At 67.5% G+C, this 25,570-nt stretch carries 26 protein-coding genes; 18 read left to right on the top strand and 8 right to left on the bottom strand.

Annotated elements, in window-relative coordinates; genetic code table 11:
* The first annotated feature begins 5 nt into the window (after positions 1-5).
* The 4 genes from L8F96_RS03735 to L8F96_RS03720 all read left to right on the top strand — a co-directional run bounded on the left by L8F96_RS03735 (position 6) and on the right by L8F96_RS03720 (position 3,971).
* Positions 6-605, top strand: coding sequence for a redoxin family protein (locus L8F96_RS03735; protein ID WP_334655122.1), 600 nt, complete (start codon positions 6-8; stop codon positions 603-605).
* Between the two features lie 120 nt (positions 606-725).
* Positions 726-2,201 (top strand): circularly permuted type 2 ATP-grasp protein, encoded by a 1,476-nt coding sequence (locus L8F96_RS03730; RefSeq protein WP_334655120.1) that lies wholly within the window; start codon positions 726-728, stop codon positions 2,199-2,201.
* Between the two features lie 37 nt (positions 2,202-2,238).
* Positions 2,239-3,174: an alpha-E domain-containing protein gene (locus tag L8F96_RS03725; RefSeq protein WP_046409251.1), complete on the top strand. Its 936-nt coding sequence runs from the start codon at positions 2,239-2,241 to the stop codon at positions 3,172-3,174.
* Positions 3,174-3,971, top strand: coding sequence for a transglutaminase family protein (locus L8F96_RS03720; RefSeq protein WP_296218284.1), 798 nt, complete (start codon positions 3,174-3,176; stop codon positions 3,969-3,971). Before L8F96_RS03725 ends, L8F96_RS03720 begins: the two co-directional genes overlap by 1 nt.
* A gap of 13 nt (positions 3,972-3,984) precedes the next feature.
* On the opposite strand, the gene L8F96_RS03715 is transcribed toward L8F96_RS03720, so the two are convergent.
* Both L8F96_RS03715 and L8F96_RS03710 read right to left on the bottom strand, forming a co-directional pair.
* Positions 3,985-4,752 carry an arginyltransferase gene (locus L8F96_RS03715; protein ID WP_296218286.1) on the bottom strand — a complete coding sequence of 256 codons (768 nt, stop codon included), beginning with the start codon at positions 4,750-4,752 and terminating at the stop codon, positions 3,985-3,987.
* A 181-nt stretch (positions 4,753-4,933) separates the two neighbouring features.
* Positions 4,934-6,178, bottom strand: coding sequence for a threonine ammonia-lyase (locus tag L8F96_RS03710; protein ID WP_296218289.1), 1,245 nt, complete (start codon positions 6,176-6,178; stop codon positions 4,934-4,936).
* 177 nt (positions 6,179-6,355) lie between these two features.
* On the opposite strand from L8F96_RS03710, the gene L8F96_RS03705 reads away from it, so the two are divergent.
* The gene (locus L8F96_RS03705) at positions 6,356-7,195 is read left to right on the top strand and encodes an NAD(P)-dependent oxidoreductase (protein WP_125944313.1); all 840 of its coding nucleotides are present in this window, start codon (positions 6,356-6,358) and stop codon (positions 7,193-7,195) included.
* The gene (locus L8F96_RS03700; RefSeq protein ID WP_334655115.1) at positions 7,192-8,898 is read left to right on the top strand and encodes an amidohydrolase; all 1,707 of its coding nucleotides are present in this window, start codon (positions 7,192-7,194) and stop codon (positions 8,896-8,898) included. Before L8F96_RS03705 ends, L8F96_RS03700 begins: the two co-directional genes overlap by 4 nt.
* A 66-nt stretch (positions 8,899-8,964) precedes the next feature.
* Here L8F96_RS03700 and L8F96_RS03695 read toward each other — a convergent pair whose 3' ends face one another.
* Positions 8,965-9,303: a hypothetical protein gene (locus tag L8F96_RS03695; protein ID WP_136450648.1), complete on the bottom strand. Its 339-nt coding sequence runs from the start codon at positions 9,301-9,303 to the stop codon at positions 8,965-8,967.
* 126 nt (positions 9,304-9,429) lie between these two features.
* On the opposite strand from L8F96_RS03695, the gene uvrC reads away from it, so the two are divergent.
* The gene (uvrC, locus tag L8F96_RS03690; RefSeq protein ID WP_334655114.1) at positions 9,430-11,349 is read left to right on the top strand and encodes an excinuclease ABC subunit UvrC; all 1,920 of its coding nucleotides are present in this window, start codon (positions 9,430-9,432) and stop codon (positions 11,347-11,349) included.
* Between the two features lie 54 nt (positions 11,350-11,403).
* On the top strand, positions 11,404-11,595 hold the full coding sequence (locus L8F96_RS03685; RefSeq protein ID WP_125944316.1) for a hypothetical protein: 192 nt from the start codon (positions 11,404-11,406) through the stop codon (positions 11,593-11,595).
* Positions 11,596-11,614: 19 nt separating this feature from the next.
* Here the strand turns inward: L8F96_RS03685 and radC are convergent, their stop codons facing one another.
* Entirely contained in the window at positions 11,615-12,307 is a 693-nt protein-coding gene (gene radC / locus L8F96_RS03680; protein ID WP_334655113.1) for a RadC family protein, read from the bottom strand.
* Between the two features lie 198 nt (positions 12,308-12,505).
* Between radC and L8F96_RS03675 the strand changes: the two genes are divergently transcribed.
* The 8 genes from L8F96_RS03675 to L8F96_RS03640 all read left to right on the top strand — a co-directional run bounded on the left by L8F96_RS03675 (position 12,506) and on the right by L8F96_RS03640 (position 19,005).
* Positions 12,506-15,625 (top strand): intermembrane phospholipid transport protein YdbH family protein, encoded by a 3,120-nt coding sequence (locus L8F96_RS03675; protein WP_334655111.1) that lies wholly within the window; start codon positions 12,506-12,508, stop codon positions 15,623-15,625.
* A complete protein-coding gene (locus L8F96_RS03670; protein WP_334655110.1) occupies positions 15,622-15,843 on the top strand; it encodes a YnbE family lipoprotein in 222 nt (73 codons plus the stop codon). Before L8F96_RS03675 ends, L8F96_RS03670 begins: the two co-directional genes overlap by 4 nt.
* Before the next feature lies 1 nt (position 15,844).
* Complete coding sequence (locus L8F96_RS03665; protein WP_046409261.1) at positions 15,845-16,225, top strand: YdbL family probable chaperone protein; 381 nt, start codon at positions 15,845-15,847, stop codon at positions 16,223-16,225.
* 168 nt (positions 16,226-16,393) lie between these two features.
* Positions 16,394-16,711, top strand: a complete 318-nt coding sequence (locus L8F96_RS03660) for an AtpZ/AtpI family protein (RefSeq protein WP_046409262.1) — start codon at positions 16,394-16,396, stop codon at positions 16,709-16,711.
* A 32-nt stretch (positions 16,712-16,743) separates the two neighbouring features.
* Positions 16,744-17,532, top strand: coding sequence for a F0F1 ATP synthase subunit A (locus tag L8F96_RS03655; RefSeq protein WP_125944320.1), 789 nt, complete (start codon positions 16,744-16,746; stop codon positions 17,530-17,532).
* 51 nt (positions 17,533-17,583) lie between these two features.
* The gene (locus L8F96_RS03650; protein WP_046409264.1) at positions 17,584-17,811 is read left to right on the top strand and encodes a F0F1 ATP synthase subunit C; all 228 of its coding nucleotides are present in this window, start codon (positions 17,584-17,586) and stop codon (positions 17,809-17,811) included.
* 56 nt (positions 17,812-17,867) lie between these two features.
* Entirely contained in the window at positions 17,868-18,362 is a 495-nt protein-coding gene (locus L8F96_RS03645; RefSeq protein ID WP_136450644.1) for a F0F1 ATP synthase subunit B family protein, read from the top strand.
* A complete protein-coding gene (locus tag L8F96_RS03640; RefSeq protein ID WP_125945449.1) occupies positions 18,355-19,005 on the top strand; it encodes a F0F1 ATP synthase subunit B family protein in 651 nt (216 codons plus the stop codon). The genes L8F96_RS03645 and L8F96_RS03640 overlap by 8 nt, the downstream gene beginning before the upstream one ends.
* A gap of 69 nt (positions 19,006-19,074) precedes the next feature.
* Here the strand turns inward: L8F96_RS03640 and L8F96_RS03635 are convergent, their stop codons facing one another.
* A complete protein-coding gene (locus tag L8F96_RS03635) occupies positions 19,075-20,124 on the bottom strand; it encodes an AI-2E family transporter (protein WP_334655108.1) in 1,050 nt (349 codons plus the stop codon).
* A 164-nt stretch (positions 20,125-20,288) separates the two neighbouring features.
* Here L8F96_RS03635 and L8F96_RS03630 point away from each other — a divergent pair, with 164 nt between their 5' ends.
* Positions 20,289-20,948 carry a TIGR02117 family protein gene (locus L8F96_RS03630; protein ID WP_334655107.1) on the top strand — a complete coding sequence of 220 codons (660 nt, stop codon included), beginning with the start codon at positions 20,289-20,291 and terminating at the stop codon, positions 20,946-20,948.
* Between the two features lie 68 nt (positions 20,949-21,016).
* Positions 21,017-22,321, top strand: a complete 1,305-nt coding sequence (locus L8F96_RS03625; RefSeq protein ID WP_046409268.1) for a sugar MFS transporter — start codon at positions 21,017-21,019, stop codon at positions 22,319-22,321.
* A gap of 140 nt (positions 22,322-22,461) precedes the next feature.
* On the opposite strand, the gene L8F96_RS03620 is transcribed toward L8F96_RS03625, so the two are convergent.
* From L8F96_RS03620 to secD, 3 genes are all read right to left on the bottom strand, one after another.
* Positions 22,462-22,848, bottom strand: coding sequence for an Mth938-like domain-containing protein (locus tag L8F96_RS03620; RefSeq protein WP_334655106.1), 387 nt, complete (start codon positions 22,846-22,848; stop codon positions 22,462-22,464).
* 7 nt (positions 22,849-22,855) lie between these two features.
* Positions 22,856-23,839: a protein translocase subunit SecF gene (gene secF, locus L8F96_RS03615; RefSeq protein ID WP_046409270.1), complete on the bottom strand. Its 984-nt coding sequence runs from the start codon at positions 23,837-23,839 to the stop codon at positions 22,856-22,858.
* A 117-nt stretch (positions 23,840-23,956) separates the two neighbouring features.
* A complete protein-coding gene (gene secD / locus L8F96_RS03610; RefSeq protein ID WP_046409271.1) occupies positions 23,957-25,561 on the bottom strand; it encodes a protein translocase subunit SecD in 1,605 nt (534 codons plus the stop codon).
* Positions 25,562-25,570 lie beyond the last annotated feature (9 nt).

Raw genomic sequence — 25,570 nt, 5'->3', positions numbered from 1 at the left:
CGATGATGCGCCTGCTTCCTTTTGCGATCGTGGCCCTGGCCGCGATGCCCGCCGCCGCCGAACAGACGACCGGCCAGCCCGCCGGCAACTTCCGCCTCATGGACGCCGATGGAAAGGCTGTGACGCTGTCGCAGTTCAAGGGGCGGCCCGTGGTGCTGGAATGGAACAACCCCGGCTGCCCGTTCGTGCAGAAACATTATGACAGCGGCAACATGCAGGCCGCGCAGGCAAAGGCGAAGGCGATGGGCGCCGCGTGGCTTACCATCAATTCCGGCGCGCCGGGCAAGCAGGGCCATATGACCGGCGCCGAGGCAAAGGCGTTTCTCGCGGCGCAAAAGGCGCAGCCGACCGCCTATCTGCTCGATCCGCAGGGCCGCGTCGGCAAGGGCTATGGCGCCAAGACCACGCCGCACATGTATCTGATCGATGCCTCGGGGAAGCTCGTCTACCAGGGCGGGATCGACGACAAGCCGACCGCTAACAAGGCCGACATCGCCGGCGCGCACAACCACCTGCTCGCCGCCTTGGGAGAGGTGAAGGCCGGCAAGAAAGTGTCGGTGGCCGAGGCGCGCCCCTATGGCTGTTCGGTGAAATACGCCGACTGAGGACGACGGAACGCCGCCGCAATGGCGGCGTTTTCGTATGCGGCTGTCGCCGCGCTCTTGTGCGGCGCAACATTATCGCACAGCATGCACCCGAAACGATCCTGGAGCGTTATCGGTCGAATGGGGACTCGGGCATTCGACGAAATCATGGGGCTGGGTGAGCAAACGCGCCCGGAAATGGACAATCTCGTCCGGTGGCTGGACGAAACGCCGTCCGACGAATTGCGCCGGCGGCAGGAGGCGGCCGAAACCACCTTTCGCCAACTCGGCATCACCTTCGCGGTTTACGGCGATAGCGACGCGAGCGAGCGGATCATCCCGTTCGACATCGTGCCGCGCGTCTTTCTCGCGGACGAATGGGCACGCCTGTCGCAGGGGCTGGTCCAGCGGGTGGAGGCGATCAACGCCTTCCTCGACGACATCTATGGCGCGCAGGAGATATTGAAGGCCGGCGTGCTGCCGGAGGAGCTGATCTTCCTCAACCCGCAGTTCCGCCCTGAGATCTTCGGCATCCGCCCGCCGCACGGGATCTGGGCGCATATCTGCGGGATCGACCTGGTGCGTACCGGCGCCGACGAATTCTACGTGCTGGAGGACAATGCCCGCACGCCATCGGGCGTCAGCTACATGCTGGAAAATCGCGAGGCGATGGTCCGGCTGTGCCCCGAACTGTTCGAGCAGTTCCGCGTCGCCGCGGTCGACAGCTACCCCGATCGCCTGCTGGAAACGATGCGCTCGGTCGCGCCGCGCGGCTGCGCGCAGAACCCAACGTGCGTCGTGCTGACCCCCGGCCACTTCAACTCCGCCTACTACGAACACAGCTTCCTCGCCGATTCGATGGGGATCGAACTGGTCGAGGCGGCCGACCTCGTGGTCGATGACGACATGGTCTACATGCGGACCATTGCTGGCCGTGTGAAGGTGGACGTGATCTACCGCCGCGTCGACGACGACTTCCTCGATCCTTTGGTGTTCCGTCCCGATTCGCTGCTCGGCGTCCCCGGCCTCACCGCCGCTTACGCCGCCGGCAACGTCGCAATCATCAACGCGCCGGGCAACGGCATCGCCGACGACAAGGCGATCTACAGCTACATGCCCGAAATCGTCCGCTTCTATTCGGGCGCCGAGGCGAAGCTTCCCAATGTCGAAACCTGGCGCTGCCGCGAACCGGAGGCGCTGCGCTACACGCTCGACCACCTCGACGAACTGGTGGTGAAGCTGGTCGATGGCTCGGGCGGCTACGGCATGCTCGTCGGTCCGACGGCCAGCAAGGAGGAGATCGCCACCTTCCGCGCCGTGCTGGAAAAGGAGCCGCATCGCTACATCGCGCAGCCGACGCTCGCGCTTTCGACTGTGCCCACGTTGGTCGATCAGGGTGTCGCACCGCGCCACGTCGATTTCCGCCCCTTCGTCCTGACCGGCTCGAAGGGCGTTCAGGTGGTCCCCGGCGGCCTCACCCGCGTCGCGCTTCGCGAAGGATCGCTGGTCGTCAATTCGTCGCAGGGCGGCGGCACCAAGGATTCGTTCGTGCTGCTCGACGATCAGTGGCGCCAGTCGCAGACGATGGGCACGATGACGCAGGAGCAGAGCCTGTGAGCCTCGCGGTGCGCCGCTCCCTATGGGGGGACGCGCGATGCTGAGCCGTACCGCCAGCTCGCTCTACTGGCTGGGCCGCTACATCGAACGTGCCGATTTCATCGCCCGGCTGGTCGAGGCGACGATCCGCCTCGATGTCCTGTCGGCGCGCCCGGCGGGGGAGGCGGCGTGGCTCTCCGCGCTGACCGTCACTGATACGGAGGCTGCGTTCAAGGCGACTGGCGCCAGCCTGACGCGCGAGGCCGTTTCGCGCTTCCTCACCAGCGATACGTCGCACCCCGGCTCGCTCGTGCGCAGCCTCGACATGGCGCGGATGAACGCCCGCGCCGTGCGCACCGCACTGACGCGGGAGGCCTGGTCCGCGATCAACGGCGCCTGGCTGGTGTTCGACAAGCGCGTCAGCCGGCTCGACCCCGATCGCGCGCTGGCGCTGGTCGATGCGGTAAAGGCCGAGACTCGCGGGTTCGAGGGCGCGCTGCACCGCATGTTGCGCAACCAGACGACGTTGTTCATCCGCTTGGGCCAGGCGACGGAGCGGGTGGACAACACCGCGCGTCTGCTGGACGTCAAATACCATATCCTCCTTCCCGAAGGGCAGGAGGTCGGCGGCGCGGTCGATCGCGATCAATGGACCACCATCCTGCAGACGGTGTCGGCCGTCACCGCCTTCCGCTGGCTCTACAATGACGGGCTGCAGCCCGCGAACGTGATCGACCTGCTGCTCTCGCGCGTTGAACTGCCGCGCAGCATTGCCGGCGCGATCGAGGAGGTGACCGACGTGCTGACCCAGCTTGCCAAGCGCACCGGCACCAATGGCGAGGCGGATCGCATGGCCCGCACCCGCCATGCGCGGGTCAGCAAGACGCGCACCAGCGACGTCATCGTGTCCGGCCTGCACCAGCATCTGGAGGCGCTGATCGCCGAGAATGATCAACTTCACGCGGCGATCGGCCGCCAGTTCAAGTTCGCCTGATGCGCCTGTCGATCGATCACCGCACCTTTTACGCCTTCACCGCGCCGCAGGGCCGTATCGTGCAATTGCTGCGGCTCACCCCCTCCGACCTGCACGACCAGACGGTCGCCTCCTGGCATATCGCGGTCGATTGCGATGCCCGCATGACGCACCATCGCGACGGCTTTGGCAATGCCACCACCATGCTCTATTGCGAAGGCCCGCTCGACCAACTCGAACTGACCGTCACGGGGGAGGTGGTGACCAGCCCGTCGGCCGGCGTGCTGCACGGCGCACACGAACTGCTGCCGCCGCGCTTCTTCCTGCGCACGACACCGACCACCGCGGCCGACGCGGAGATTGCCGATTTCGCCACGCGTGCTGCCGACGGAACCGACATTCCCGCGCTGCACCGGCTGAACCATGCGGTGCGTGATCGCTTCGCCGACGATTGCGGCCGGCCGGAGGCTGGCCTTGCCGTCACCGACGCATTCGCGCGCGACGCGCTGACCGCGCGCGACATGGCGCAGGTGTTCATCGCCGCGGCTCGCGCGATCGGCGTGCCCGCGCGCTACGTCTCGGGTTATTGCGACCTTACCGGCGATCACCGCCCCACGCCGCATGGCTGGGCGGAGGCATGGCAGGAAGGCTTGGGCTGGGTCGGCTTCGACCCCTGGCTCGGCCAATCGCCGGAGGAGCATCATGTCCGGGTCGCCGTCGCGCTCGATGCGGCGCAGGCCGCGCCGGTGGCGGGATCACGCCTCGGCGATGGGCGCGAGGCGCTGGAGGTCGACGTGACGGTGCAGGGCGCGGACTAAGCGCCCGAAAACGTCAGGCGATCTGCTCGGCCGACGCTGCTTCACCTTCATCCTCCATCAGCGCCCAGCCGCGCGGGCCCAGCGCCTCCAGCGGCTGGTAGCGCGTCTTGTACGCCATCCGCTCCGCGCCCTTCACCCAATAACCAAGATAGACATAGGGCAGCCCCGCACGCGCCGCGCGCAGGATGTGGTCCAGGATGATGAGATTGCCGAGCCCCGGCCGCGTCGGCAGGTCGGGGTCGAAGAAGCTGTAGATCATCGACAGGCCATCGGCCTGCTGGTCGGTCAGGCACGCGCCGATCAGCCGCCCCGGCCGCCCGTCGCGCGCCGGCTCGCGATATTCGACGATGACGGTGTTGACCGGCGAATGTTCCACCATGTCGGCATAATCCTGCTCGTCCATCCCGGCCATGCCGCCCGTCGGATGGCGATGCGTCAGGTAGCGCGACAGCAACTGGAACTGCTCGTCCGTCGCCCATGGCTTGCACGCCGCCACGTCAAGGTCGGCGCTGCGGCGGATCAGCTTGCGCTGGCTGGCATTGGGGACGAACTCGGTCGTGCGCACCCGTACCGACACGCAGGCGCTGCACCCGGCGCAGGAGGGGCGATAGGCGACCGACTGACTGCGACGAAACCCGATCCGGCCCAGCGCGTCGTTCAGCTCCGCCGCGTTCGGCCCCGACAATTCGGTGAACACCTTCCGCTCCTCGCGCCCGGGCAGATACGGGCAGGGCGCAGGGCTGGTGACGAAGAAACGCGGAAAACGGAAAGAGGCGGTCACCGCTGACGGAACTCCAGTCGAACGCGGCCCTCGCGCGCGTGCCGTGATCGATATGAAGAGACGCCGCCCCCGTGAGAAGCCGGCGCGCCGCCGTTTTGCCGCGGATGGGTGAAGCAATTCCTACCGGCGCGGCGAAATGCCCCAATGTGGGGCAGAATATCGCGCGCCGCCGGTGGTTTGCTCAGGCAAGCTCGATCAGGCTGACCTGATATTTCGCCACGTCCAGCGCGGCGAGCAGCCGGTCGAGATGCGCGCGGTCGCGCGTCTCGCATTCCACGTCGAGGCTCAGGCCCTTCGCCGGCAGGTTGGTGAAGATGCGCTGGTGCGACAGCTCCAGGATGTTGACCCGCTCCTGGTCGAAGATGCGCGCGACATTGTAGAGCGCGCCCGGCTGGTCCTGCAGCCGGATGCGCAGCCGCGCCAGCCGGCCCGATCGCGCCAGGTCGCGCAGCAGAACATTGGCCAGCAGCCGGGTGTCGATATTGCCGCCGCACAGCACGATGCCGACCGACTTGCCGGCAAAGCGATCCTTGTTCGCCAGCACCGCGGCAAGGCCCGCCGCCCCGGCGCCCTCGACCACTGTCTTTTCGATCTGAAGCAACAGGCTGACCGATTCCTCCAGGCTGCGCTCGCTCACCAGCAGGATATCGTCGACCAGCGCCTCGACCATCTTCGCGGTGACCCCGCCGGGCTGCTTTACCGCAATGCCCTCGGCCAGTGTGTCGCCGGCGCAGGGCAGGTCGGTGTGGCGCAGCTTGTTGTACATCGACGGGAACAGCTCGGCCTGCACGCCGATCACCTCGATCGGATGGTCAGCCGCGCGCGCCACCGTTGCCATGCCGGAAATCAGCCCGCCGCCGCCGATCGGCACCACCAAAGTGTCGAGCGTGGGGATCTCCTCCAGCATCTCGATCGCCACCGTGCCCTGGCCGGCGATGACTCGCGCATCATCGAACGGATGGACGAAGGTATAGCCGCGCTCCGCCTCCAGCACCCGCGCATGGGCATAAGCCTCGTCAAAGGTCGCGCCGTGCAGCACCACCGTCGCGCCATGGCCCTCGGTCTGGACGATCTTCACGATCGGCGTGGTCGTCGGCATGACGATCGTCGCGGGGACGCCCAGCCGGTTGGCGTGATAGGCCAGCCCCTGCGCGTGGTTGCCGGCCGATGCGGCGATGACGCCGCGCGCCTTGGCATCGTCGTCCAGCAGCAGCAGCGTGTTGAGCGCGCCGCGCTCCTTGTACGCCGCGGTGAACTGCAAATTCTCGAACTTCAGGTAGATCGTCGCGCCGGCCAGCGCCGACAGCGTCTTGCTGATCAGCGTGGGCGTTCGAACGATGGAATCGCGAATTCGGCTGTGGGCGGCGCGCACGTCCGCCATGCTGACGGGAAGGGTTTCGGTCGTCGGGTGCACCGCAGTCGCCATACGCATAGGTCCTACCAGCCGTTCGCCCCGGCATGTCGAAAGGGCTGTCGTTTCTTCGGAGAAGAAGGGCAGGGGCTTCGACATGCTCGGCCCGAACGGGATCATCGATCCTGGTTCGCAAAGGTCGCCAGTAGGAGCATCTGGCGCGCGGTGCAAACAGGCCCTATCCCGCCGGGCATGAGGATCGCTTTCATCGGCACCGGCGTCATGGGTGCACCCATGGCCGGGCATCTGGCGCGCGCCGGCCATCAGGTCACCGTCTATAACAGGACACGGGCAAAGGCGGAGGCGACCGGGCTTACCGTCGCCGATACGCCCGCGGCTGCGGCGGCAGGCGCCGAGGCGGTGATCACCTGCGTCGGCAACGACGATGATCTCGCCGCCGTCACTTTGGGCACCGATGGCGCGTTCGGTGCGATGGCCGACGATGCGCTGTTCATCGACCATACCACCGTCTCGGCGGACATCGCGCGGCGGCTCGCAGCGGCGCGGCCGCTTAGCGTCGATGCGCCGGTATCGGGCGGCCAGGCAGGCGCAGAAAAGGGCCAATTGTCGATCATGTGCGGCGCCAGCGAGGCCGCCTTTCTCCGCGCCCGCCCCGTGATGGAGGCCTATGCGGCCCGGATCGTCCATGTCGGCGCGCCGGGTGCCGGCCAGCAGACGAAGATGGTCAACCAGATCTGCATCGCCGGCGTCGTTCAGGGCCTGTCTGAGGCGCTTCGCTTCGCCCAGGCCAGCCACCTCGATCTCGACAAGGTGTTCGAGGCGATCTCCGGCGGCGCGGCGCAAAGCTGGCAGATGGTGAACCGCTGGCCGACCATGGCCCGCGACGAATTCGACTTTGGTTTCGCGATCGACTGGATGCGCAAGGATCTTGGCCTTGCGCTGGATGAGGCGAAGCGGAACGGGGCGGTGCTGCCGGTGGCGGCGCTCGTGGATCAATTCTACGCCGAGGTACAGAAAATGGGTGGTGGCAGGCAGGATACGAGTGCGCTGGTGCGGAGGTTGCCGCGATGAAGCGCGCTCTTCTCCTGCTCGCAACGGCCGTGATGGCGGTCCCGGCGAGCGCCGATGGCATCGTCGACAACGTCAACGGCATCGCGCCCACCGCCGACGGCAAGGTCGTCCGCTTCAAGGCGCTGCTGATCGACCAGCAGGGCCGTGTCACCCGCTTGGTCCCGCCGGGCGAGCAGCCGCCCAAGCTCAGCCGTCGCGAGCTGAAGAAGAACGCCGGCAAGCCGCTCTACGACTGGCGCATCGACATGGGCGGCAAGACGGTGCTGCCCGGCTTCATCGACGCGCACGGCCACGTCATGGGGCTCGGCTTCGGCGCGCTTTCGCTCGACCTGTCGGGCGCGCGGTCGCTCGACGAGGCGAAGGCGATGGTCGCCGCCTATGCGCGCGCCAATCCCAATCGCAAGTGGATCACCGGCCGTGGCTGGAACCAGGAGGCCTGGGGCCTCGGGCGCTTCCCGACCGCCGCGGATCTCGATTCGGTGGTCGGCGACCGCGCCGTCTGGCTGGAGCGCGCCGACGGCCACGCCGGCTGGGCCAACACTGCGGCGATGCGGGAGGCAAATGTCACCGCGGCGACGGCGTCTCCTGCCGGCGGCCGCATCGAGAAGAGCGGCAATGCGCCGTCCGGCGTCTTCGTCGACGCGGCGATGCAGCTGATCGAGCGCGCGGTGCCCAAGCCTCTGCCCAAGGAGCGCGACGCCGCCTTCCTCGAGGCGCAGCAGGCGCTTCTCGCCAATGGCATCACCGCCGTCGCCGACATGGGCACAACGGTCGATGACTGGCTCAGCTATCGCCGCATGGCCGATATCGGTGCGATGCGCGTGCGCGTCATGAGCTATGCCGCCGGTGTCGATACCGCGAGCCAGATTGGCGGCAAGGGGCCGACGCCGTGGCTGTACGACGATCGCCTGCGCCTTGGCGGGGTGAAGATCTACCTCGACGGCGCGCTCGGGTCGCGCGGCGCGGCGCTGAAGGCGCCTTATGCCGATGCGGCGGGAGAGAAGGGGCTGAGCTTCCTGTCCGACACGCAGCTGCAGAACCAGATGAGCCGCGCCGCGATGGATAATTTCCAGCTCGCGGTGCACGCGATCGGCGACAAGGCCAATTCGCAGGTGCTCGATGCGATCCAGGTGCTGAACGCCACCTATGGCGGCGATCGTCGCTGGCGGATCGAACATGCCCAGATCGTCGATCCCAACGATCTCAAGAGCTTCGGCAAGTACGGCACGATCGCCTCGATGCAGCCGACTCACCAGACCGGCGACCGCACCATGGCGGAGGCGCGGCTCGGCCCCAACCGGCTGAACGGCGCCTATGCCTGGAAATCGGTGCTCGACAATGGCGGCAAGCTGGCGTTCGGCTCCGACTTCCCGGTCGAGAAGCCCGATCCCTGGGCCGGCTGGGCCGCCGCCTTCACGCGGCAGGACGCCAATGGCCAGCCGCCCGGCGGCTGGCACCCGGAGGAAGCGGTCACGCGGGAACAGGCGTGGTGGGCGTTCACCGGGGGCGCGGCCTATGCCGGCTTCGCGGAAAAGAACTTCGGCAATCTTGCCCCCGGGCAGAAGGCCGACTTCATCGTCGTGGACCGCGATCCGCTCACCGTCGACGCGATGGGCCTGCGCAACATCAAGGTCGAACAGACCTGGGTCGGCGGAGAAAAGGTGTACGATCGCGCCAAGGGCGTGAAGGCACCTGCCCAATAAGGGCCTGCTGAAACCGGGCCGATGACGCTGCCAGCAGCGCGCGTCATCGGCCTGTTCGGCCCGGCCTTACGGTTCGCTGCGCAGGTCGCCGCGATTGGCGGCAAAGCCCGGCGCCGGGCCGGTGGCCGGGCGCAGCGCCTCACGCTCCGATGCCGGCACCGGCGCCGTCGGATCGGGGCGGAAATGATCCGGCGCGCGCTCGTTCGGGCCCGGATGATGATCGCCCTCCAGATCCGGCGCACGATGTCCGTCCTTTGGCGCGAAGAAGCGGTCGAACAGGCCGAAATGGATCGCGCTGGCCAGCCCCGTGGCGATCGCGCCGATCGCGGTGGCGGCGCCGATCGCGACGTTGCGCTGATGATGATCGGCCTTGAAGCGGCCGTTGCTCTCGCGTTTCTGGGTCATGCGCGCTCAACACCTGTGCCAAGCCGCGCGTTCCCCGCCTCGCGGCGCACCCAGCCGCTTCGCACCCAGCCGCTTCGTCGCTTCATGGTTCAAAAACCGGCCGCTCGGCCCTAGATCGCGAGAACGATGCAAGGTTCCTACGGCCCGCCTGACCGGTTCAACGAAGAGAAAGCGACATTCGCGATCCGCGGCAGCGACCAGCCCGATCTGGAGGCTGGCGTGGCGGCGATCCGCAATGTCGTTCAGACGCTGCCGTTGCGGCCCGGTGTGTACCGGATGCAGGATGCGCGCGGCGACGTGCTCTACGTCGGCAAGGCGCGCGCGCTGAAGAACCGCGTCACCAACTATGCGCAGATCAACAACCTGTCGAAGCGGCTCCAGCGGATGGTGTCGCAGACCCGGTCGATGACCATCGTCACGACCAACAACGAGGCTGAGGCGCTGCTGCTCGAGGCGCAGCTGATCAAGCGCTATCGCCCGCCGTACAACGTCCTGCTGCGCGACGACAAAAGCTTTCCTTTCATCCTGTTGCGCGCCGATCACGAGTTTCCGCGCATCCAGAAGCATCGCGGCGCCCGCCGCGCGAAGGGCGATTATTACGGCCCCTTCGCCAGCGCGGGCAGCGTCAACAACACGCTGAATGCGTTGCAGAAATTGTTCCTGCTCAGAAGCTGCACCGACGGCTTCTTCAAGACGCGCGACCGGCCGTGCCTGCTGTACCAGATCAAGCGCTGCTCGGCGCCGTGCGTCGGCCGGATCGACAAGGCCGGCTATGACGAGCTGATTGCCGACGCGAAGAAATTCCTCGCCGGCAAGACAACCGACGTCCAGGCGAAGCTGGGCGCCCAGATGGAAGCCGCCGCCGCGGCGATGGATTTCGAGCTCGCCGCAGTGCTCCGCGACCGGCTGCGCGCACTGACCTTCATCCAGGGCTCGCAATTCATCAACGCCGAAGGGGTGGGCGACGCGGACATCTTCGCGCTCGCCAGCCATGAAGGCGTGATCGGCATCCAGGCCTTCTTCATCCGCGGCGGCCAGAATTGGGGCCACCGCAGCTTCTTCCCCGCGCACACCGCGGATGTGACCGAGGAAGAGGTGATGACCCTGTTCCTCATGCAATTCTATGAGGAGGTGCCGCCGGCGAAGGCGGTGCTGGTCGATCGCGTGCTGCCGGAGGCGGACCTGCTGGCCGAGGCGCTGACGACCCAGGCCGGGCGCAAGGTGTCGATCGAGGTGCCGCAGCGGGGCACGCGCAAGCGGCTGATGGAACAGGCCTGCCGCAACGCCAAGGAAGCGCTTGAGCGCCGGCTGGCCGAAAGCACCACGCAGGCGAAGCTCAACCGTGAGGTCGCGGACCTGTTCGGCCTCGCCGAGCCGCCGCAGCGGATCGAGGTGTATGACAACAGCCACATTCAGGGCACCAATGCCGTCGGCGCGATGGTCGTCGCGGGGCCGGAGGGCTTCCGCAAGGGCCAGTATCGCAAGTTCAACATCAAGCAGGCGGCGACCGACGACGATTTCGCGATGATGCGCGAAGTGCTGACCCGCCGCTTCGCCCGCGCGATCGAGGAGGATCCCGATCGGGACGGGGACAATTGGCCCGATCTGGTGCTGCTCGACGGTGGCCGGGGACAACTGAATGCGGCCAAGGCGGTGCTGGAGGATCTCGGCATCGAGGACGTGTGTCTCGTCGGCGTCGCCAAGGGCCCGCACCACGGCCGCGAGGGGCGCGAGGTGTTCCACCTGATGGACGGGCGCGAACTGACGCTGCCGGTCAATTCGCCGGTGCTGTTCTACCTTCAGCGGCTACGCGACGAGGTGCACCGCTTCGTCATCGGCGCGCATCGCGACAAACGCGCCAAGGCGATGGGGGCGAGCCCGCTGGACGAAGTCCCCGGCATCGGCCCGGCGCGCAAGAAGGCGCTGCTGATGCACTTCGGCACCGCGCGCGCGGTGCGCAATGCCAGCCTCGCCGATCTGCAGAAGGCGCCCGGTGTCAGCGCCGGCGTCGCGCAGCAGGTGTACGACTTCTACCACGCGAAGTGAGCAAAGCGGAACGGCCACGCCTTCTTCGCCGTTGATGCGGCGAAGGAGACCCTCATGTCCAATCCCCCGCTCAATCCCGCGCAGACCGACCCGCTCGCCGAAACCGATGCCGACGGCAATCCGCTTGATGAGGACGCGAAGCTCGACATTGCGCTGGAAGGGTCGATGATCACCTCGGAGCCGCCGCAAATGTCCGAGCCGAAGACCGCGGCGGAGGAAAAGGCCGAAAAGAACGCCGGCCACTGATTGCAGTCTGCGCCGCCGGTTACATCAGTCCCTTGGCACGCAGGCTCACATGGCCGCTGGTGCCGATGATCAGGTGATCGTGCACCGCAATGCCCAGACCCTTGCCGGCATCGATGATCGCGCGCGTGATCTCGATGTCGGCGCGGTTGGGGGAGGGGTCGCCCGAGGGGTGGTTGTGCACCAGGATGATCGCCGCGGAGCCCAGGTCGATCGCACGGCGGATCACTTCGCGCACATGGACCTGCGCCTGATCGATCGATCCCTCGCTCATCACCTCGTCGCGGATCAGCATGTTGCGGCTGTTGAGATGAAGCACCCGCACCCGCTCGATCACATGATGCGCCATGTCGGCGTGGAGGTAGTCGAGCAATGCCTGCCAATTGCCCAGGATCGGCCGCGCCGCCGCTTCAGATTGAAGCAGGCGGATCGCCGCGGCCTGCGCGATCTTGATCGCCGCGACGCTGGTCTCGCCCATTCCCTGCACACGCCGCAGCGCCTCGGCATCCGCCGTCAGCAGCCCGCCGATCCCGCCGAACTCGCGCAGCAGCGCCTTGGCGAGCGGCTTGGTATCGCGGCGCGGGATCGCCAGCGCCAGGAGATACTCGATCAGCTCATGGTCCAGCAGCGCGTCGCCGCCGCCCGCCAGCAACCGCCCGCGCAACCGCGCGCGATGGCCGTGATTGTCTGATGCGGCAGGTTCGTCGTCGGCCATCGCGCGTCAGGCTAGGGCGCGCGACCCCCGTGCGCAATCGCGCCGCGGCGCGGCTGATCCCGATGGTGGACGGCACTGCCGCATGTCCGCCACCGTGCTTCTTCCAAGTGCCATGATCACCCCCTAGAGGTGCGCTTTGTTCTGGGATCGAGAAGGGGCATTGTGACAGCGGGAGAGGTCGCACAGCAACGCCGCCGCATGTCCCGGCGGTGGCTGCTTGTCCTCTTGCTGGTCGTGCTGGTGGGCGTTGCCGCCTTGTGGCTGTCGCGCGTGCCGATCGCCTCGGGCGTCATCGACCGCACCTTCGCCGCAAGCAATGTTCCCGCCAGCTACCGCATCGACAACCTCGGCGTCCGGCGGCAGCGGCTGACCAATGTCGTGATCGGGGATCCGGCCAATCCCGATCTGGTGGCGGACTGGATCGAGACGCGGATCGCGCTACGCGGGGGTGTTCCCGCCCTCGATGCGGTGCGCGCCGGCCATGTGCGGCTGCGTGGGCGGCTGGTGGACGGGCGGCTGTCCCTCGGCGCGATCGATCGCCTCCTGCCGGCGCCATCCGGCCAGCCCTTCGCGCTGCCGGCGCTCGGTGTTGACGTGGAGGACGCGCGGATGCGGCTGGAAACGCCGCTCGGCGTCGTCGGCCTCCGCCTGTCGGGGCGCGGCCGGCTCGATCAGGACTTCCGGGGTACACTCGCCGCGGTCGCGCCCGGCGTCACCGTCGGCGATTGCGCGATCCAGCGACCGACCGCGTTTCTCGACATCCGCGTGCGAGAGGCCGCGCCGCACGTCGCCGGCCCGCTGCGCGCCATGGCCTTGTCATGCGCCGGCATCCGCGCCGAGCAGCCGGCAGCGCGGCTGGACGCCAGCCTCAACGCCGCGCTGACTCATTGGAGCGGTAGAGCCGCGCTGCGCAGCGGCGCGATCGCCGGCAGCGGCGCGCGCACCGCTTCACTGACCGGACAGCTCGATTTCACCGGCGACAAGACCCGGACGGAGGGGCGCGCACAGCTGCGCGGCGAGCAGGTGAGCGTCGCCGGCGCCAGCAGCCGCCAGGCCGGGTTCGCGGGCACGTGGCGGCTCGCGGGCGGCCGCGCGATCGTGGCTGGCCGGTTCGATGGCCAGAACGTCGCGCTTCCCTCGGCGACGCAGCGCCAGCTGGCCGCCGCCGGCGATAGCGCCGCGGGCACCCCGCTCGCGCCGCTCGCGACTGCGGCTGGCACTGCTCTGGCGCGCGCGGGTGCGGACTTCACCATCACCGGCGAGGCGGCGTTCGGCACCGCCACGAACCGCCCGCTCGCGACTCTGCGCGAGCTTACCGTTCGTTCGGCAAGCGGCGCGGCCTTCTTGTTCGGCGAGGGCGGGGAAGTGATCCTCGGTCACCCCGCCGGCATCCGCGCCAACGGCACGCTTCGCCTCAGCGGCGGCGGCTTGCCCGAGGCGACCGTCCGCGTCGCGCAGCAACGGGCGGGCGGGCCGATCTCGGGCGGTGCGCAGGTCGCGCCCTATGCGGCCGGCGGCGCGCGGCTCGCGCTCACCCCGGCGCGCTTCACCGCGGCCCCCGATGGCCGCACCTCGCTTCAGGCGATCGCCACACTCACCGGCCCGCTCAGCGGCGGGGCGGTGGAGGAATTGCGCATCCCGCTGGCGGCGCAGCTCGACGAGCATGGCGCGCTGACCCTCAATCGCGCCTGCGCCGACGCCTCCTTCACCCGCATCGCCCTGTCGGGGCTCGCATTGCGCGACATCCGGCTGGCACTGTGCCCGGTGGACGGCGCGATGTTCCGCCTCGGTCGGGGCGGCGTCGGCGGGGGGATCGCGATCGCCAGCCCGCAGCTCACCGGCACGCTGGGCGGCACGCCGCTGCAGCTCCGCGCCGCGCGTGCCGAATGGCGCCACGCCGGCGCATCCTTCGCGCTTGACGATGTCGCCGCCCGGATCGGCCGCACCGGCAGCGTGACCGAGCTCGATTTCGCCCGGCTGGTCGGCCGGGTCGCATCGGGCGGCATCCTCGGCACCTTTGCTGGCGGCTCGGGACGGATCGGCGCGGTCCCGCTCCAGCTGGCCGATGCGGCGGGAGACTGGCGCTTCGCTGCGTCAGTCCTGTCGCTGGAGGGCGCCTTGTCGGTCAGCGACACGGCGGACAGCGCCCGCTTCCGCCCGCTCGCCGCGCGCACCGTCACGCTGCGCCTCGCCGACAACGTCATCACCGCCGATGGCACGCTGTTCGAACCGGCGAAGAACGTGAAGGTCGCAGCCGTCACGATCCGGCATCAGCTGTCGAGCGGCGCCGGCAACGCACGGCTCGATGTTCCCGGCATCACCTTCGGCGACGGCTTCCAGCCGGAGGAGCTTACCCCGCTGACCTTTGGCGTCATCGCCGATGTGCGCGGCAACGTGCGCGGCGTGGGGAACATCGACTGGTCCCCCGATGGCGTGGCCTCGACCGGCACCTTCGCCACCGACCAGCTTGATCTCGCCGCGGCGTTCGGCCCGGTCGCCGGGATCAAGGGCCAGCTTCGCTTCACCGATCTGCTCGCGCTCGAATCGGCGCCGAATCAGACGGTCACCGTCGCGGAGATCAACCCCGGCGTCGCGGTGACCGACGGCGTGATCGACTATCAACTGCTGCGCGACTTGCGGGTGAAGGTGAATGGCGGCGTCTGGCCCTTCGCTTCCGGCACGCTCACGCTGCGCCCGACGCTGCTCGATTTTTCCTCCCCGCAGGAACGCCACATGACCTTCCTGATCGAGGGGATGGAGGCGCGCCACTTTCTGCAGAAGTTCGATTTCAAGAATCTCGACGCGACCGGCGTGGCTGATGGCGTCCTGCCGATGATCTTCGACCAGAGCGGCGGGCGAATCGAAGACGGCCGGCTGGTGATGCGCGAGGGCGGCGGCAGCATCGCCTATCTCGGCGAACTGACCGAGGAGGATCTGGGCACCTGGGGCAATATCGCGTTCCAGGCGCTTCGCTCGCTTCGCTACCGCAATCTGGAGCTGGTGATGAACGGCCCACTCGCCGGCGAGATGGTGACCGAGGTCAAGTTCGCCGGGATCAGCCAGGGGGAGGGGGCGAAGTCCAACTTCCTCATTCGCCGCCTGCAGAAACTGCCCTTCGTGTTCAACATCCGCATCACCGCGCCCTTCCGCGGCTTGATCGATTCGGTTGCCAGCTTCTACGATCCCAAGCGGCTGATCGACCGCAACCTGCCCGCCCTTATCGAAGAACAGAACCGGCGTGCCCAACCGCTCCCGAACCAGCCGCCCGCCCGCCAACCACCCGCCATTCAGCCCTCCGCAAGCGAGATGATGCCATGAACGAAACGTTGAACATTGTTGGAGGGCGCACGATCTCTGCGGTGCTGAAGGGGAAGGTCCTGGCGGCAACGGTCCTGGCAACGGGGGCGTGCGTGAACGTCTCCGCGCCGGACAAGCCGATCGTGATCAACCTCAATATCAGCGTCACGCAGGAGGTGGTGTATCGCCTCGACAGCGAGGCCAAATCGCTGATCAAGCAGAATCCGGGGATCTTTTGACATGACGAAGAAGGTGATGTGGATGGTTGCGGGGGCGCTGGCGCTCAGCGGCGTCTCGAGCGTTGCCTTGGCGCAGCGTGATCCGGCCTATGCGGCGGCGCGTGCGGCGGGTCAGGTCGGGGAACAGCCGGACGGCTATCTCGGCGTGGTCGGCGCCGGCAATGCGGAGCTGCGCGCGCTGGTCAACGCGATCAATATCCAGCGCAAGGCCGCCTATACGCAAAAGGCGCAGGCATCGGGCGCGACCGTGGAGCAGCTCGCCTTCACCAGCGGCTGCAACCTCATCCAGCAGACTCAGGCAGGTGAGAAGTACCGTACGCCGGATGGCGTGTGGCAGACTCGCGGGGCCGGTGCGCCGACCCGCGATCCGCGCTGCATCTGAGTCGGCCCCAAATGCGCCCGCTAACGGGCTGATAAGGTGCCGACGAAGGGGGGCAGGGGGTGGCCAAGTGTTGACACCCCCGGACCCCCCGGCTAACCGGACGGCGCCTTGGCGGGCTCGCCACTTGGCTTCTTCGCGCCTGCCCAACCAATATTGGGGAGTGCGCGAATGGTCGAGAAAGAGCCCGGACCAGACTCCCTCGGCAACGATGCACGCCTCACCTCGCTCGATGAGCGGTTGAAGGCGGCGCAGGCGGACGAGGCGAGCCGGACAAAGGCGAGCGCGGTGGAATCCGACGGCGGTTATCGCCTCGGAAACCGTGTGCTCGCCGAATTGACCGGGGGAATGGTCGGCGGCGCGCTGATTGGTTGGGTGATCGACCGATTTGCGGGCACGCAGCCCTGGGGTCTGCTCGTGATGCTCGCCCTCGGGACGATCGCTGCGTTCAGAAACATCATTCGGATTTCGACCAAGCGCCCGAAGTGACAATCGGGCGCTTTCGTTAGGGAAATACAGGCGTGGCGGAAGGCGGCGGCAAGATCGATCCGATGCACCAGTTTCTGGTGGAGCCGTTGTTCGGCACCCAGGACTGGCAGATTGCCGGATACAATATTGCCTTTACGAACTCGGCCATGTGGATGGCCGTGGCCACGATCGTGCTGATCGGCTTCATGTCGCTCGGCACGAAGGGCAAGGTTGTGCCGACGCGCGGCCAGATGATGGTGGAGGGCTTCGTGCGCTTCATCGACAACATGCTGGCGCAGAACATCGGACCGGAAGGGAAGCGCTATGTTCCCTACGTCTTCTCGCTGTTCATGTTCATCCTGTTCGCCAACGTGCTCGGCCTGCTGCCGCTCGGCGTGATCGGCGTCCATCCCTTCACCTTCACCAGCCACTTCACCATCACCGGGATCCTCGCGATCCTGTCGTTCGCGATCGTGCTGGTGGTCGGCTTCTATCGTCACGGCCTTCACTTCTTCAGTCTGTTCGTGCCGCACGGCACGCCCTGGTGGCTGCTGCCGGTCATCCCGCTGATCGAGTTCGTCTCGTTCATGGTGCGCCCGTTCAGCCTCGGCCTGCGACTGTTCGTCGCGATGACCGCCGGGCACATCCTGTTGAAGGTGCTGGCCGGGTTCGTCGTCAATGCCGGCAACGCCGGCCTCGGCATCGGCCTGCTGGTGGGTATCCCCAGCTTCGGCCTGATGGTCGGCATCTCGGCGCTCGAACTGCTCGTCGCCGGCATCCAGGCCTATGTCTTTGCGCTGTTGACCTCGCTGTATCTCAACGATGCGGTCAACCTGCACTGAGTTTTCACCTGTTTTTTCCAACCATCTGATTTTTGATAGGGAGTTACTGAAATGGACGCAGAAGCCGCAAAGCTGCTCGGCGCCGGTCTCGCGGCCGTTGGTGCTGGCCTCGCCTCGCTCGGCGTGGGCAACGTGTTCGGCAAGTTCCTCGAAGGCGCGCTGCGCAATCCGGGTGCGGCAGACGCGCAGCAGGGCCGTCTGTTCATCGGCTTCGCCGGTGCGGAACTTCTCGGTCTGCTGTCGTTCGTCGTGGCGATGATCCTGGTGTTCGTCGCTTAACATGATCCTTGACGGGGCCGGCGCGTGACGCTGGCCCTGTTCAGGCAGGATTTTCGATGCCTCAGATTTCCCAACTTGCCGCGACATGGGCGTCCCAGCTCTTCTGGCTGGTGATCACCTTTGGCATCGTCTTCTTCGTCGTGGGCCGCGGCATGCTGCCCAAGGTGCAGAAGACGATCGATTCGCGCGATCGCTCGATCGCGGCTGATCTCGCCGCCGCCTCGGCTGCGCGTGACGCTGCCGACAAGGTGGAAGCCGACTGGCGCGTGCGCGACCAGGCCAACCGTGAAAAGGCGCAGGCGCTCGTCGCTGAGGCGCGTCAGCGGGCGGCCAAGGCTACCGAGGAACGGCTGTCGCTGGCTGCCGCCGATCAGGCGCAGCAGATCGCGGCCGCTGAGGCGGATATCAAGGCGGCCACGGAACGTGCGCTGGGCGAGATCGAGACGATCGCCGCCGAAGCGGCGCAGGAGATCGTGGCCCGCGTGTCCGGCATCCAGGTGTCGACCGACGAAGCGAGGGGCGCCGTGAAGGCGTCGATGGCGAATGGCTGAGTTCATCATCCTCTCCGCCGCGACCGGCGGTTCCGCCCAGGTCGCCGAAAACCTCGCCCATGCGGCCGAGGCAGAGGGCATGACCGCCGAGGGGACCGAGGCGCTCAGCACCTCGATCGCCGAGGGCGGCCCGGATCACCACGTTGATCCGTCGCTGTTCGGCTTTGCCAATGGCACGGTGATCGTGTCGCTGGCGATGCTGGTGCTCATCATCATTCTTCTGGCGAAGAAGGTGCCGGCCATGCTGGTCGGCGGCCTCGATCGCCAGATCGCCGGCATCCGCCAGCAGCTCGACGAGGCAAAGGCGCTTCGTGCCGAGGCTGAGGCGCTGCGCGACGAATATGCCCGCAAGATCGCCGATGCGGAAAAGACCGCGGCCGAGATGGCGGAGCAGGCCAATCACGAGGCGGAAGTCATCGTGGCCCAGGCACGGGTCGATGCCGACGAGCTCGTGAACCGCCGCGCAAAGATGGCGCAGGACAAGATCGCAGCGGCTGAACGCGCCGCGGTGAACGAGGTCCGTGCCCGCGCCGCCGCCGCGGCAGCGGACGCCGCGTCGACGCTGATCGCCGATCGGCTCGGCCCTGATGCCGATCGCGCGTTGGTGAACCGCACGATTGCCGGGATCGGTCGCCTGAACTGATCGCCCGAACAGGCAGCGGATCAGGACTGACCAGCCAAGCGGCCGCATCTCCCAGATGCGGCCGTTTTGCTATGCGGCGCCATCCGCCGCCGGGTCCGAAGCCTTCCCCTGCCGACCACCGCTCAGGTCATCGTTCAACCACAACACCCGCACCATCACGAACGCCGCGACGGTGAGCGGCCCGCCCAGCAGGACGCCGAGTGGCCCGAACAAGGCACCGAACAGGAAGATCGCAAAAAGCGTGATGGCCGGCGGGATCGACACCGACTTGCGCATCACCAGCGGCTCCAGGATGTTCCCCTCCGACTGCTGCACGACGAGGTAGAAGCCCGCGGTCAGCGCAGCGGTCTCAATCCCCATCGTCAGCGCAATCAGCACCCCGGGGATGGCGGCGGCAATCGGCCCGATCAGCGGCACGAACTCCAGCAGCCCGGCGATCAGTCCCAGTGCGAAGGCGGATGGCACGCCGATCACCGACAGGCCGACGCCCGTCACGACCCCGACCAGCAGCATCAGCAGGATCTGTCCGATCAGCCACGCGCGCAGCGAATCGCCTGTCTGATCGATCGCCCGGGTCGCGCGCCGCTGCGCGCTCGCCGGCAGCAGCCGCAGCGCGCCGCGGCGATAGGTATCGGGCGACAGCGCGAGATAGATCCCGCCCAGCACCGCCAGCGCGAGGCCCGAAGCGGCGCTGACCACCACGCTGATGACCGACTGTGCGATCGAGGCGATCGTCGCCCCCTCCGGCATGAAGCGATCGACCAGCTGGTCGAGCCGCTCGGCGCCAACCGTATCGACCAGCGTATCCCATGCGCCGGGCAGCATGTTCGCCAATGCGCTGATCTGGGTCGACACTTCCTGCCCGAACAGCCCGACCGCGCCTATCACCACCACGGCGATGATCACGGTGGCGAGCGACAATGCGATGCCGTCGCCCATCGGCACGACCCGTTGCAGCGCGCGGGCAAAGGCCCGGAGGATCACCGCAGTGATGACCGCCGCGAACACCAGCAACACCGCATCCCGCAGCTTCCAGACAAGCAGGGCGAGGCTGACGAGGCCGATCGCGACGATGGTCTTCAGGGCGAAGTCGGCAATGGCCTCCCGGTCGATCTGCATCCTGTTCCTTGTTTTCGGGTCATTCGACCGACCCTGCGGTGTCGGTCGCCCTGATAAGCGCTTTCCGGATCGACCAACGCCCGTCGCCGCGCGGTGTTGCAGCGATGGGAAACAGCGGCCGGCCCGGGGTGTGCTGCGCCGCGCCGGCTGGTACGGTCCCCGCGATGCGCCGTCGCCCGCTTCTCATCCTGGTTGCCGTGGTGCTGGCGCTGGTCGCCTATCCGCTCGCCGGCATGGTCGGGGGCGTGCTTCCCGCCAACCGCGAATGGGTGGCGCCCGCGCAGGGCATCACCCTCTATGTCGAATCCAACGGCATCCACACCGGCATCATCATGCCCAAGCTCGCCGCCGGCGTGGACTGGCGCCCGTATTTTCCCGCCCGCGACCTGCGCGATCCGCGCTTCGCCGCTTACGATCACGTATCGGTCGGCTGGGGGGAGCATGACTTCTACCTTGAGACGCCGACCTGGGCCGATCTGCGGCCCGGCGTCGTCGTGGCCGCGGCGATCGGCAGCAATCGCACCCTGGTCCATGTCGATCATCTGCCGGCTCCGTCACCGACGGGGGAGGCTCACCGGCTGGTCGTGACGCCCGCGCAATACCGCCGGCTCGCCGCCTTCATCCAGGCGTCGCTCGTGCCGGGCGGGGCGCATTATCCCGGCTATTTCGGCAATGATGCCTTTTACGAGGCGCGCGGCCGCTACGACGCCATCCACACCTGCAACGCCTGGGTGGGGGAGGCGCTTCGCTTCGCCGGCGTCAGGGTCGGGCGCTGGACGCCATTCCCCGCCACCGTGATGTGGTGGTTTCCTCGACACGACTAAGGCAAGGCCCGGATTGTCCTCGCCGTTTTTCGCGGTAAACGGTTACATGTTCTCGGAGGGGATTTTTCATGGCTTTCGCTCACGGCGCGACGACCAGCAACAGCGCTGATCCGTCGCCCGATACGGGGGACGGCGCGCACGTCGATGCGCCGGACCTGCGCTGGTTCGTCTTTGCGCTGTTCTTCATCTTTGGCGGCATCACCAGCCTCAATGACATCATCATGCCCAAGCTGCAGGAGCTGTTCACGCTCAGCCATGCGCAGGCAAATCTGGTAAACTCGGCGTTCTTCCTCGCTTATCTGCTGTTCTCGCTGCCCGCTGCGGCGATCGTCCGTCGTGCCGGCTACATGCGCACTGCCTCGATCGGCCTCGTCACGATGACGGTCGGCTGCCTGTTGTTCATCCCGGCGTCCAGCTCGGCGACGTTCGGCATGTTCCTGCTCGCGCTCTTCGTGCTCGGCGCCGGCATCACGGTGGTGCAGGTCGTCGCGAACCCGCTCATCTCGCTGCTCGGTCCGGCCCGCACCGCGCATAGCCGCCTGACGTTTGCGCAGGCGTTCAACTCGCTTGGCACGACCATCTTCCCGCGCGTCGGCTCGACGCTGATCCTGGGCGGTCTCGCCGGCGTCAGCGCCGCGACGTTGAGCGGCCCCGCCCTCGACGCCTACCGCATCGAGGCGTCGCGGACGATCGTCCACACCTATATCGGCCTCGCCGTCGCGCTGCTGGTCATTGCTGCCGTCGTGTGGACGCGCCGCAACCGGCTGCAGGAGGAGCAGGAGCAGACCGGCTCGATCTTCCACGCGCTGACGCTCCTGTCTCGCCCGCGCTTCGCGTTCGGCGTGCTGTGCATCTTCCTCTACGTCGGTGCGGAGGTCGCGATCGGGTCGAACCTCGTCGTCTATTTGGCGCAGCCGGACGTGTGGAACGTGCCGCTCAACATCGCGGGCAATTACGTGCCCTTCTACTGGGGTGGCGCGCTGCTCGGCCGCTTCATCGGCTCGGCCGTGCTGCGGCTTGTCTCGCCGGGGAAGGTGCTCGCATTCGCCGGCACCGGCGCGATCGCGCTGCTTGCTTTCTCCGCCAACACCACCGGCACCGCCGCTGGCTGGGCGCTGATCGCGGTTGGCCTGACCAATTCGATCATGTTCCCCACGATCTTCAGCCTCGCCTCCGAAGGCCTCGGGCGGCGCGCGGCAGAGGGGTCGGGCGTCATCGCCACCGCGATCGTCGGCGGTGCGGTCATCCCGCCGCTCTACGGCACCGTGGCGGATATGACGGGCAGCCTCGCCTTCGCGCTCATCCTGCCGGTCGCCTGCTATGCGGTGATCCTGAGCTTCGGCGTCTTCGCCCGCCGCCCCGCCGCGGCCTGACCGTACGGGGAAGGGGGGCGCCGCGGCGCCCCCGCGGATGGCAGCGCACGCTGCCGCCACGACAAAAGAAAAGGCGCCGGGCAGATTGCCGGGCGCCTTTTTGTTGTGCGGTGCTGTTTGTTGAGCGGGGGGCGGTGAGCTCAGCGCTGGGGATTACCACCCAGCGGGTAGAGCGCGGCGCCGATCTGCCGCCCCTCGCTGCGCAGCACGCCCCACGCCTTTGCCGCGGCGCGGCTGTCCATCGCCTCTACCCCGATCCCCCGCGCGTCCAGCGCGTCAACCAGTGCACGAGGCGGGCGCGCCAGCGTGTCTCCGGTGCCGATCAGGATGAACTCGGGCGCCGGGTCCAGGATCGGCGCCAGCGCTTCCTCGGTCAATTCCGCGAGCGGCGGGGGAGTCCAAGCCTCGGCGTCAGAGACCGTCAGCAACGCGGCGGTGAGGACGGTCGTCTCGTCGAGCCGGAATCCCGCCGCCGACAGGCCACGCACGATCGGCCCGCCCGCGTCACGCTCCCGGCTCATCTTCATGCGCTGGTCACTCGGCGCGCGGCTCGCGCGGGGCGATCCGCTCGGCATTGTCGATCCCGCCACCGCGCGGCGCGCGCTCGATGCTGGGGTCCGAGCGCAGGCCCAGCGTGATCAGCAGCGACGACGACACGTAGATCGACGAATAGGTGCCGACCACGATGCCCAGGATCATCGCCGCGGTGAACCCGCGCAGCACATGGCCGCCCAGGAACAGCAGCGCGCCCAGCGCCAGCAGGATGGTGACCGACGTCATCACGGTACGCGGCAGCGTCTCGTTGACCGACAGGTTCACGATCTCGCGCATGTCCATCTTGCGATACCGGCGCATATTCTCGCGGATACGGTCGTCGATGACGATCTTGTCGTTGATCGAATAGCCGACGATCGTCAGCACCGCGGCGACGATGTTGAGGTCGAACTCGAACTGCGTCAGCGCGAAGAAGCCAAGCGTCATCAACAGATCGTGGATGATCGCCGCGATCGTCGACACGCCGAACTGCCATTCGAACCGGACGATCGCGAACAGGCCGATGCCCAGGATCGACAGCACGACCGCCAGGATGCCGTTGCGGATCAGCTCGCCCGAAACCTTGCCAGAAATCGTCGAATAGCGGCTGAACGTCGCGCCGGGGAATGCCTCGGCAATCGCGACTTCCACCTTCTTCACCGCGGCGTTGGTCGCGCCTTCGTCGGCGCCCTCCTGCACGGGCAGGCGGATGGTCAGCGTGCGCGGATCGCCGAACTGCTGCAGCGATGCTTCGCCCAGCCCCTGCGCGTCGACAACGGAGCGCAGCTTGTCGAGATCCGGCGGAGACGCAAACCGCTCCTCGATCATCAGGCCGCCTTCGAAATCGACGCCGAAGTTCAGGCCCTTGGCGAAGGTCACGCCGATCGCCAGCACCGACAGGATCAGCGTCAGGCCGAATGCCCAGCTACGCAGGCGGACAAAGTCGAAATTGGTATCGTCGGGGACGAGTTTCAGCAGTTTCATAGTCTCAACCCGCCACCCCGGCCGCAGCCGGGGTTTCCTTGTTGCTGGTACGTGCCGCTGCGGCACGAAACCCCGGCATGTTCCCGGGGCGACGGTCGCTCATCGATCGGCCCCAGGTCATATGTTGATCGTCTTCGGCTTGGCGCGACGCAGCCACTGCGCCGTCAGCATGCGGGTGAAGAGGACGGCGGTGAACACGCTGGTGGCGATGCCGATCAGCAGCACGACCGCGAAGCCCTTCACCGGGCCGGAGCCCAGCAGGAACATGATGATGCCGGAAATGGCGTGGGTCATGTTCGCCTCGAAGATCGTGCGGCTGGCTTCCTTGTAGCCCAGTTCCACCGACTGGACCACCGATCGCCCGCGCCGCCGCTCCTCGCGGATACGCTCGTTGATCAGCACGTTGGCGTCGACCGCGGTACCGATCGTCAGCACGAAGCCAGCGATTCCGGGCAGCGTCAGCGTACCGCCGATCAGCGCCAGCACGCCGACGATGACGAACACGTTGATGACGACGGCGAGGTTCGCATAGACGCCGAACCGGCCATAGGTGACCAGCATGAAGGCGACGACCAGCGCCACCGCCACGGCAGAGGCGAGGATGCCGGCGCGGATCGATTCGGCGCCAAGGTCCGGCCCGACGGTCGATTCCTCGACCACCTTCAGCGTCACCGGCAGCTTGCCCGAACGCAGCGCGATGGCCAGCGCATTGGCGCTTTCCGTCGTGAAGCTGCCCGAGATCTGCGCGCGACCGCCCAGGATCGGCTCGTTGATGTTGGGGGCCGAGATCACCTGGTTGTCGAGGATGATCGCGAACGGCTTGTTCACGTTCTCGCGCGTCACCTGGGCGAACTTGCGGCCGCCCTGGCTGTCAAAGGTGATGGCGACCTGCGGCTCGTTGGTCTGCTGGCTGAATTCCTGCCGCGCATCGGTCAGCTGGTCGCCGGTCAGGATCGCCGACCGCTTGACCGCAATGACCGGCAGGCCGGCGGGATTGTTGGGATAGGGAAGGATCTGGCTGCCCGCCGGTGCCTGGCCGCTGGCCAGCTGCTGCGGCGTCGCGGTCTCGTCGACCAGCTTGAACTCGAGCTTCGCGGTCTTGCCCAGAAGGTCCTTCAGCGCCTGCGGGTTCTGCAGGCCCGGCACCTGCACGACGATACGGTTCGATCCCTGGCGGATGATCGTCGGCTCGCGCGTGCCAAGCTCGTCGATACGGCGGCGGACCACTTCGGTCGCGTCGCCCATCGCGGTGTCGATCGCCTGCGTCAGCCCGGCTTGCGTCGGGGTGAGGACGATACGGCTCGAATCGACGACCTGGATGTCCCATTCGCGCTGGCCGGTCAGGCCGACGCCGCCGCCGGTGATCTGGGTCAGCCGCTCGCGCGCCGCGTCCACCTGGCTCGGATCGCGCAGCAGGAACGACAGGCGCCCGCCGCGGACGGAAATGTCGCCGATCTCGATGCGGGGCCGCTGGCGCCGCATCTCGGTCTGCACCTGCTCGCGCATCGCCTCGAGCCGGCCGGACGCGATGTCGTTCACATCGGCTTCGAGCAGCAGGTAGCTGCCCCCCGCGAGGTCAAGGCCCAGGTTGATCCGCGGGTGCGGGAAGGCACCCCACGAATCGGTGATGCGCTGCGGCAACAGACTGGGGATCGCCAGCGCGACAAGCGCGATGATCGTTGCCCAGATCGAGATGACCTTCCACCGCGGGAAATCGAGCATAAGAGCGGA

This window comes from Sphingomonas panaciterrae, assembly GCF_036890205.1.
In the GTDB taxonomy this organism is placed as follows: domain Bacteria; phylum Pseudomonadota; class Alphaproteobacteria; order Sphingomonadales; family Sphingomonadaceae; genus Sphingomonas; species Sphingomonas panaciterrae.
This window is presented reverse-complemented; position numbering and strand designations above follow the sequence as displayed.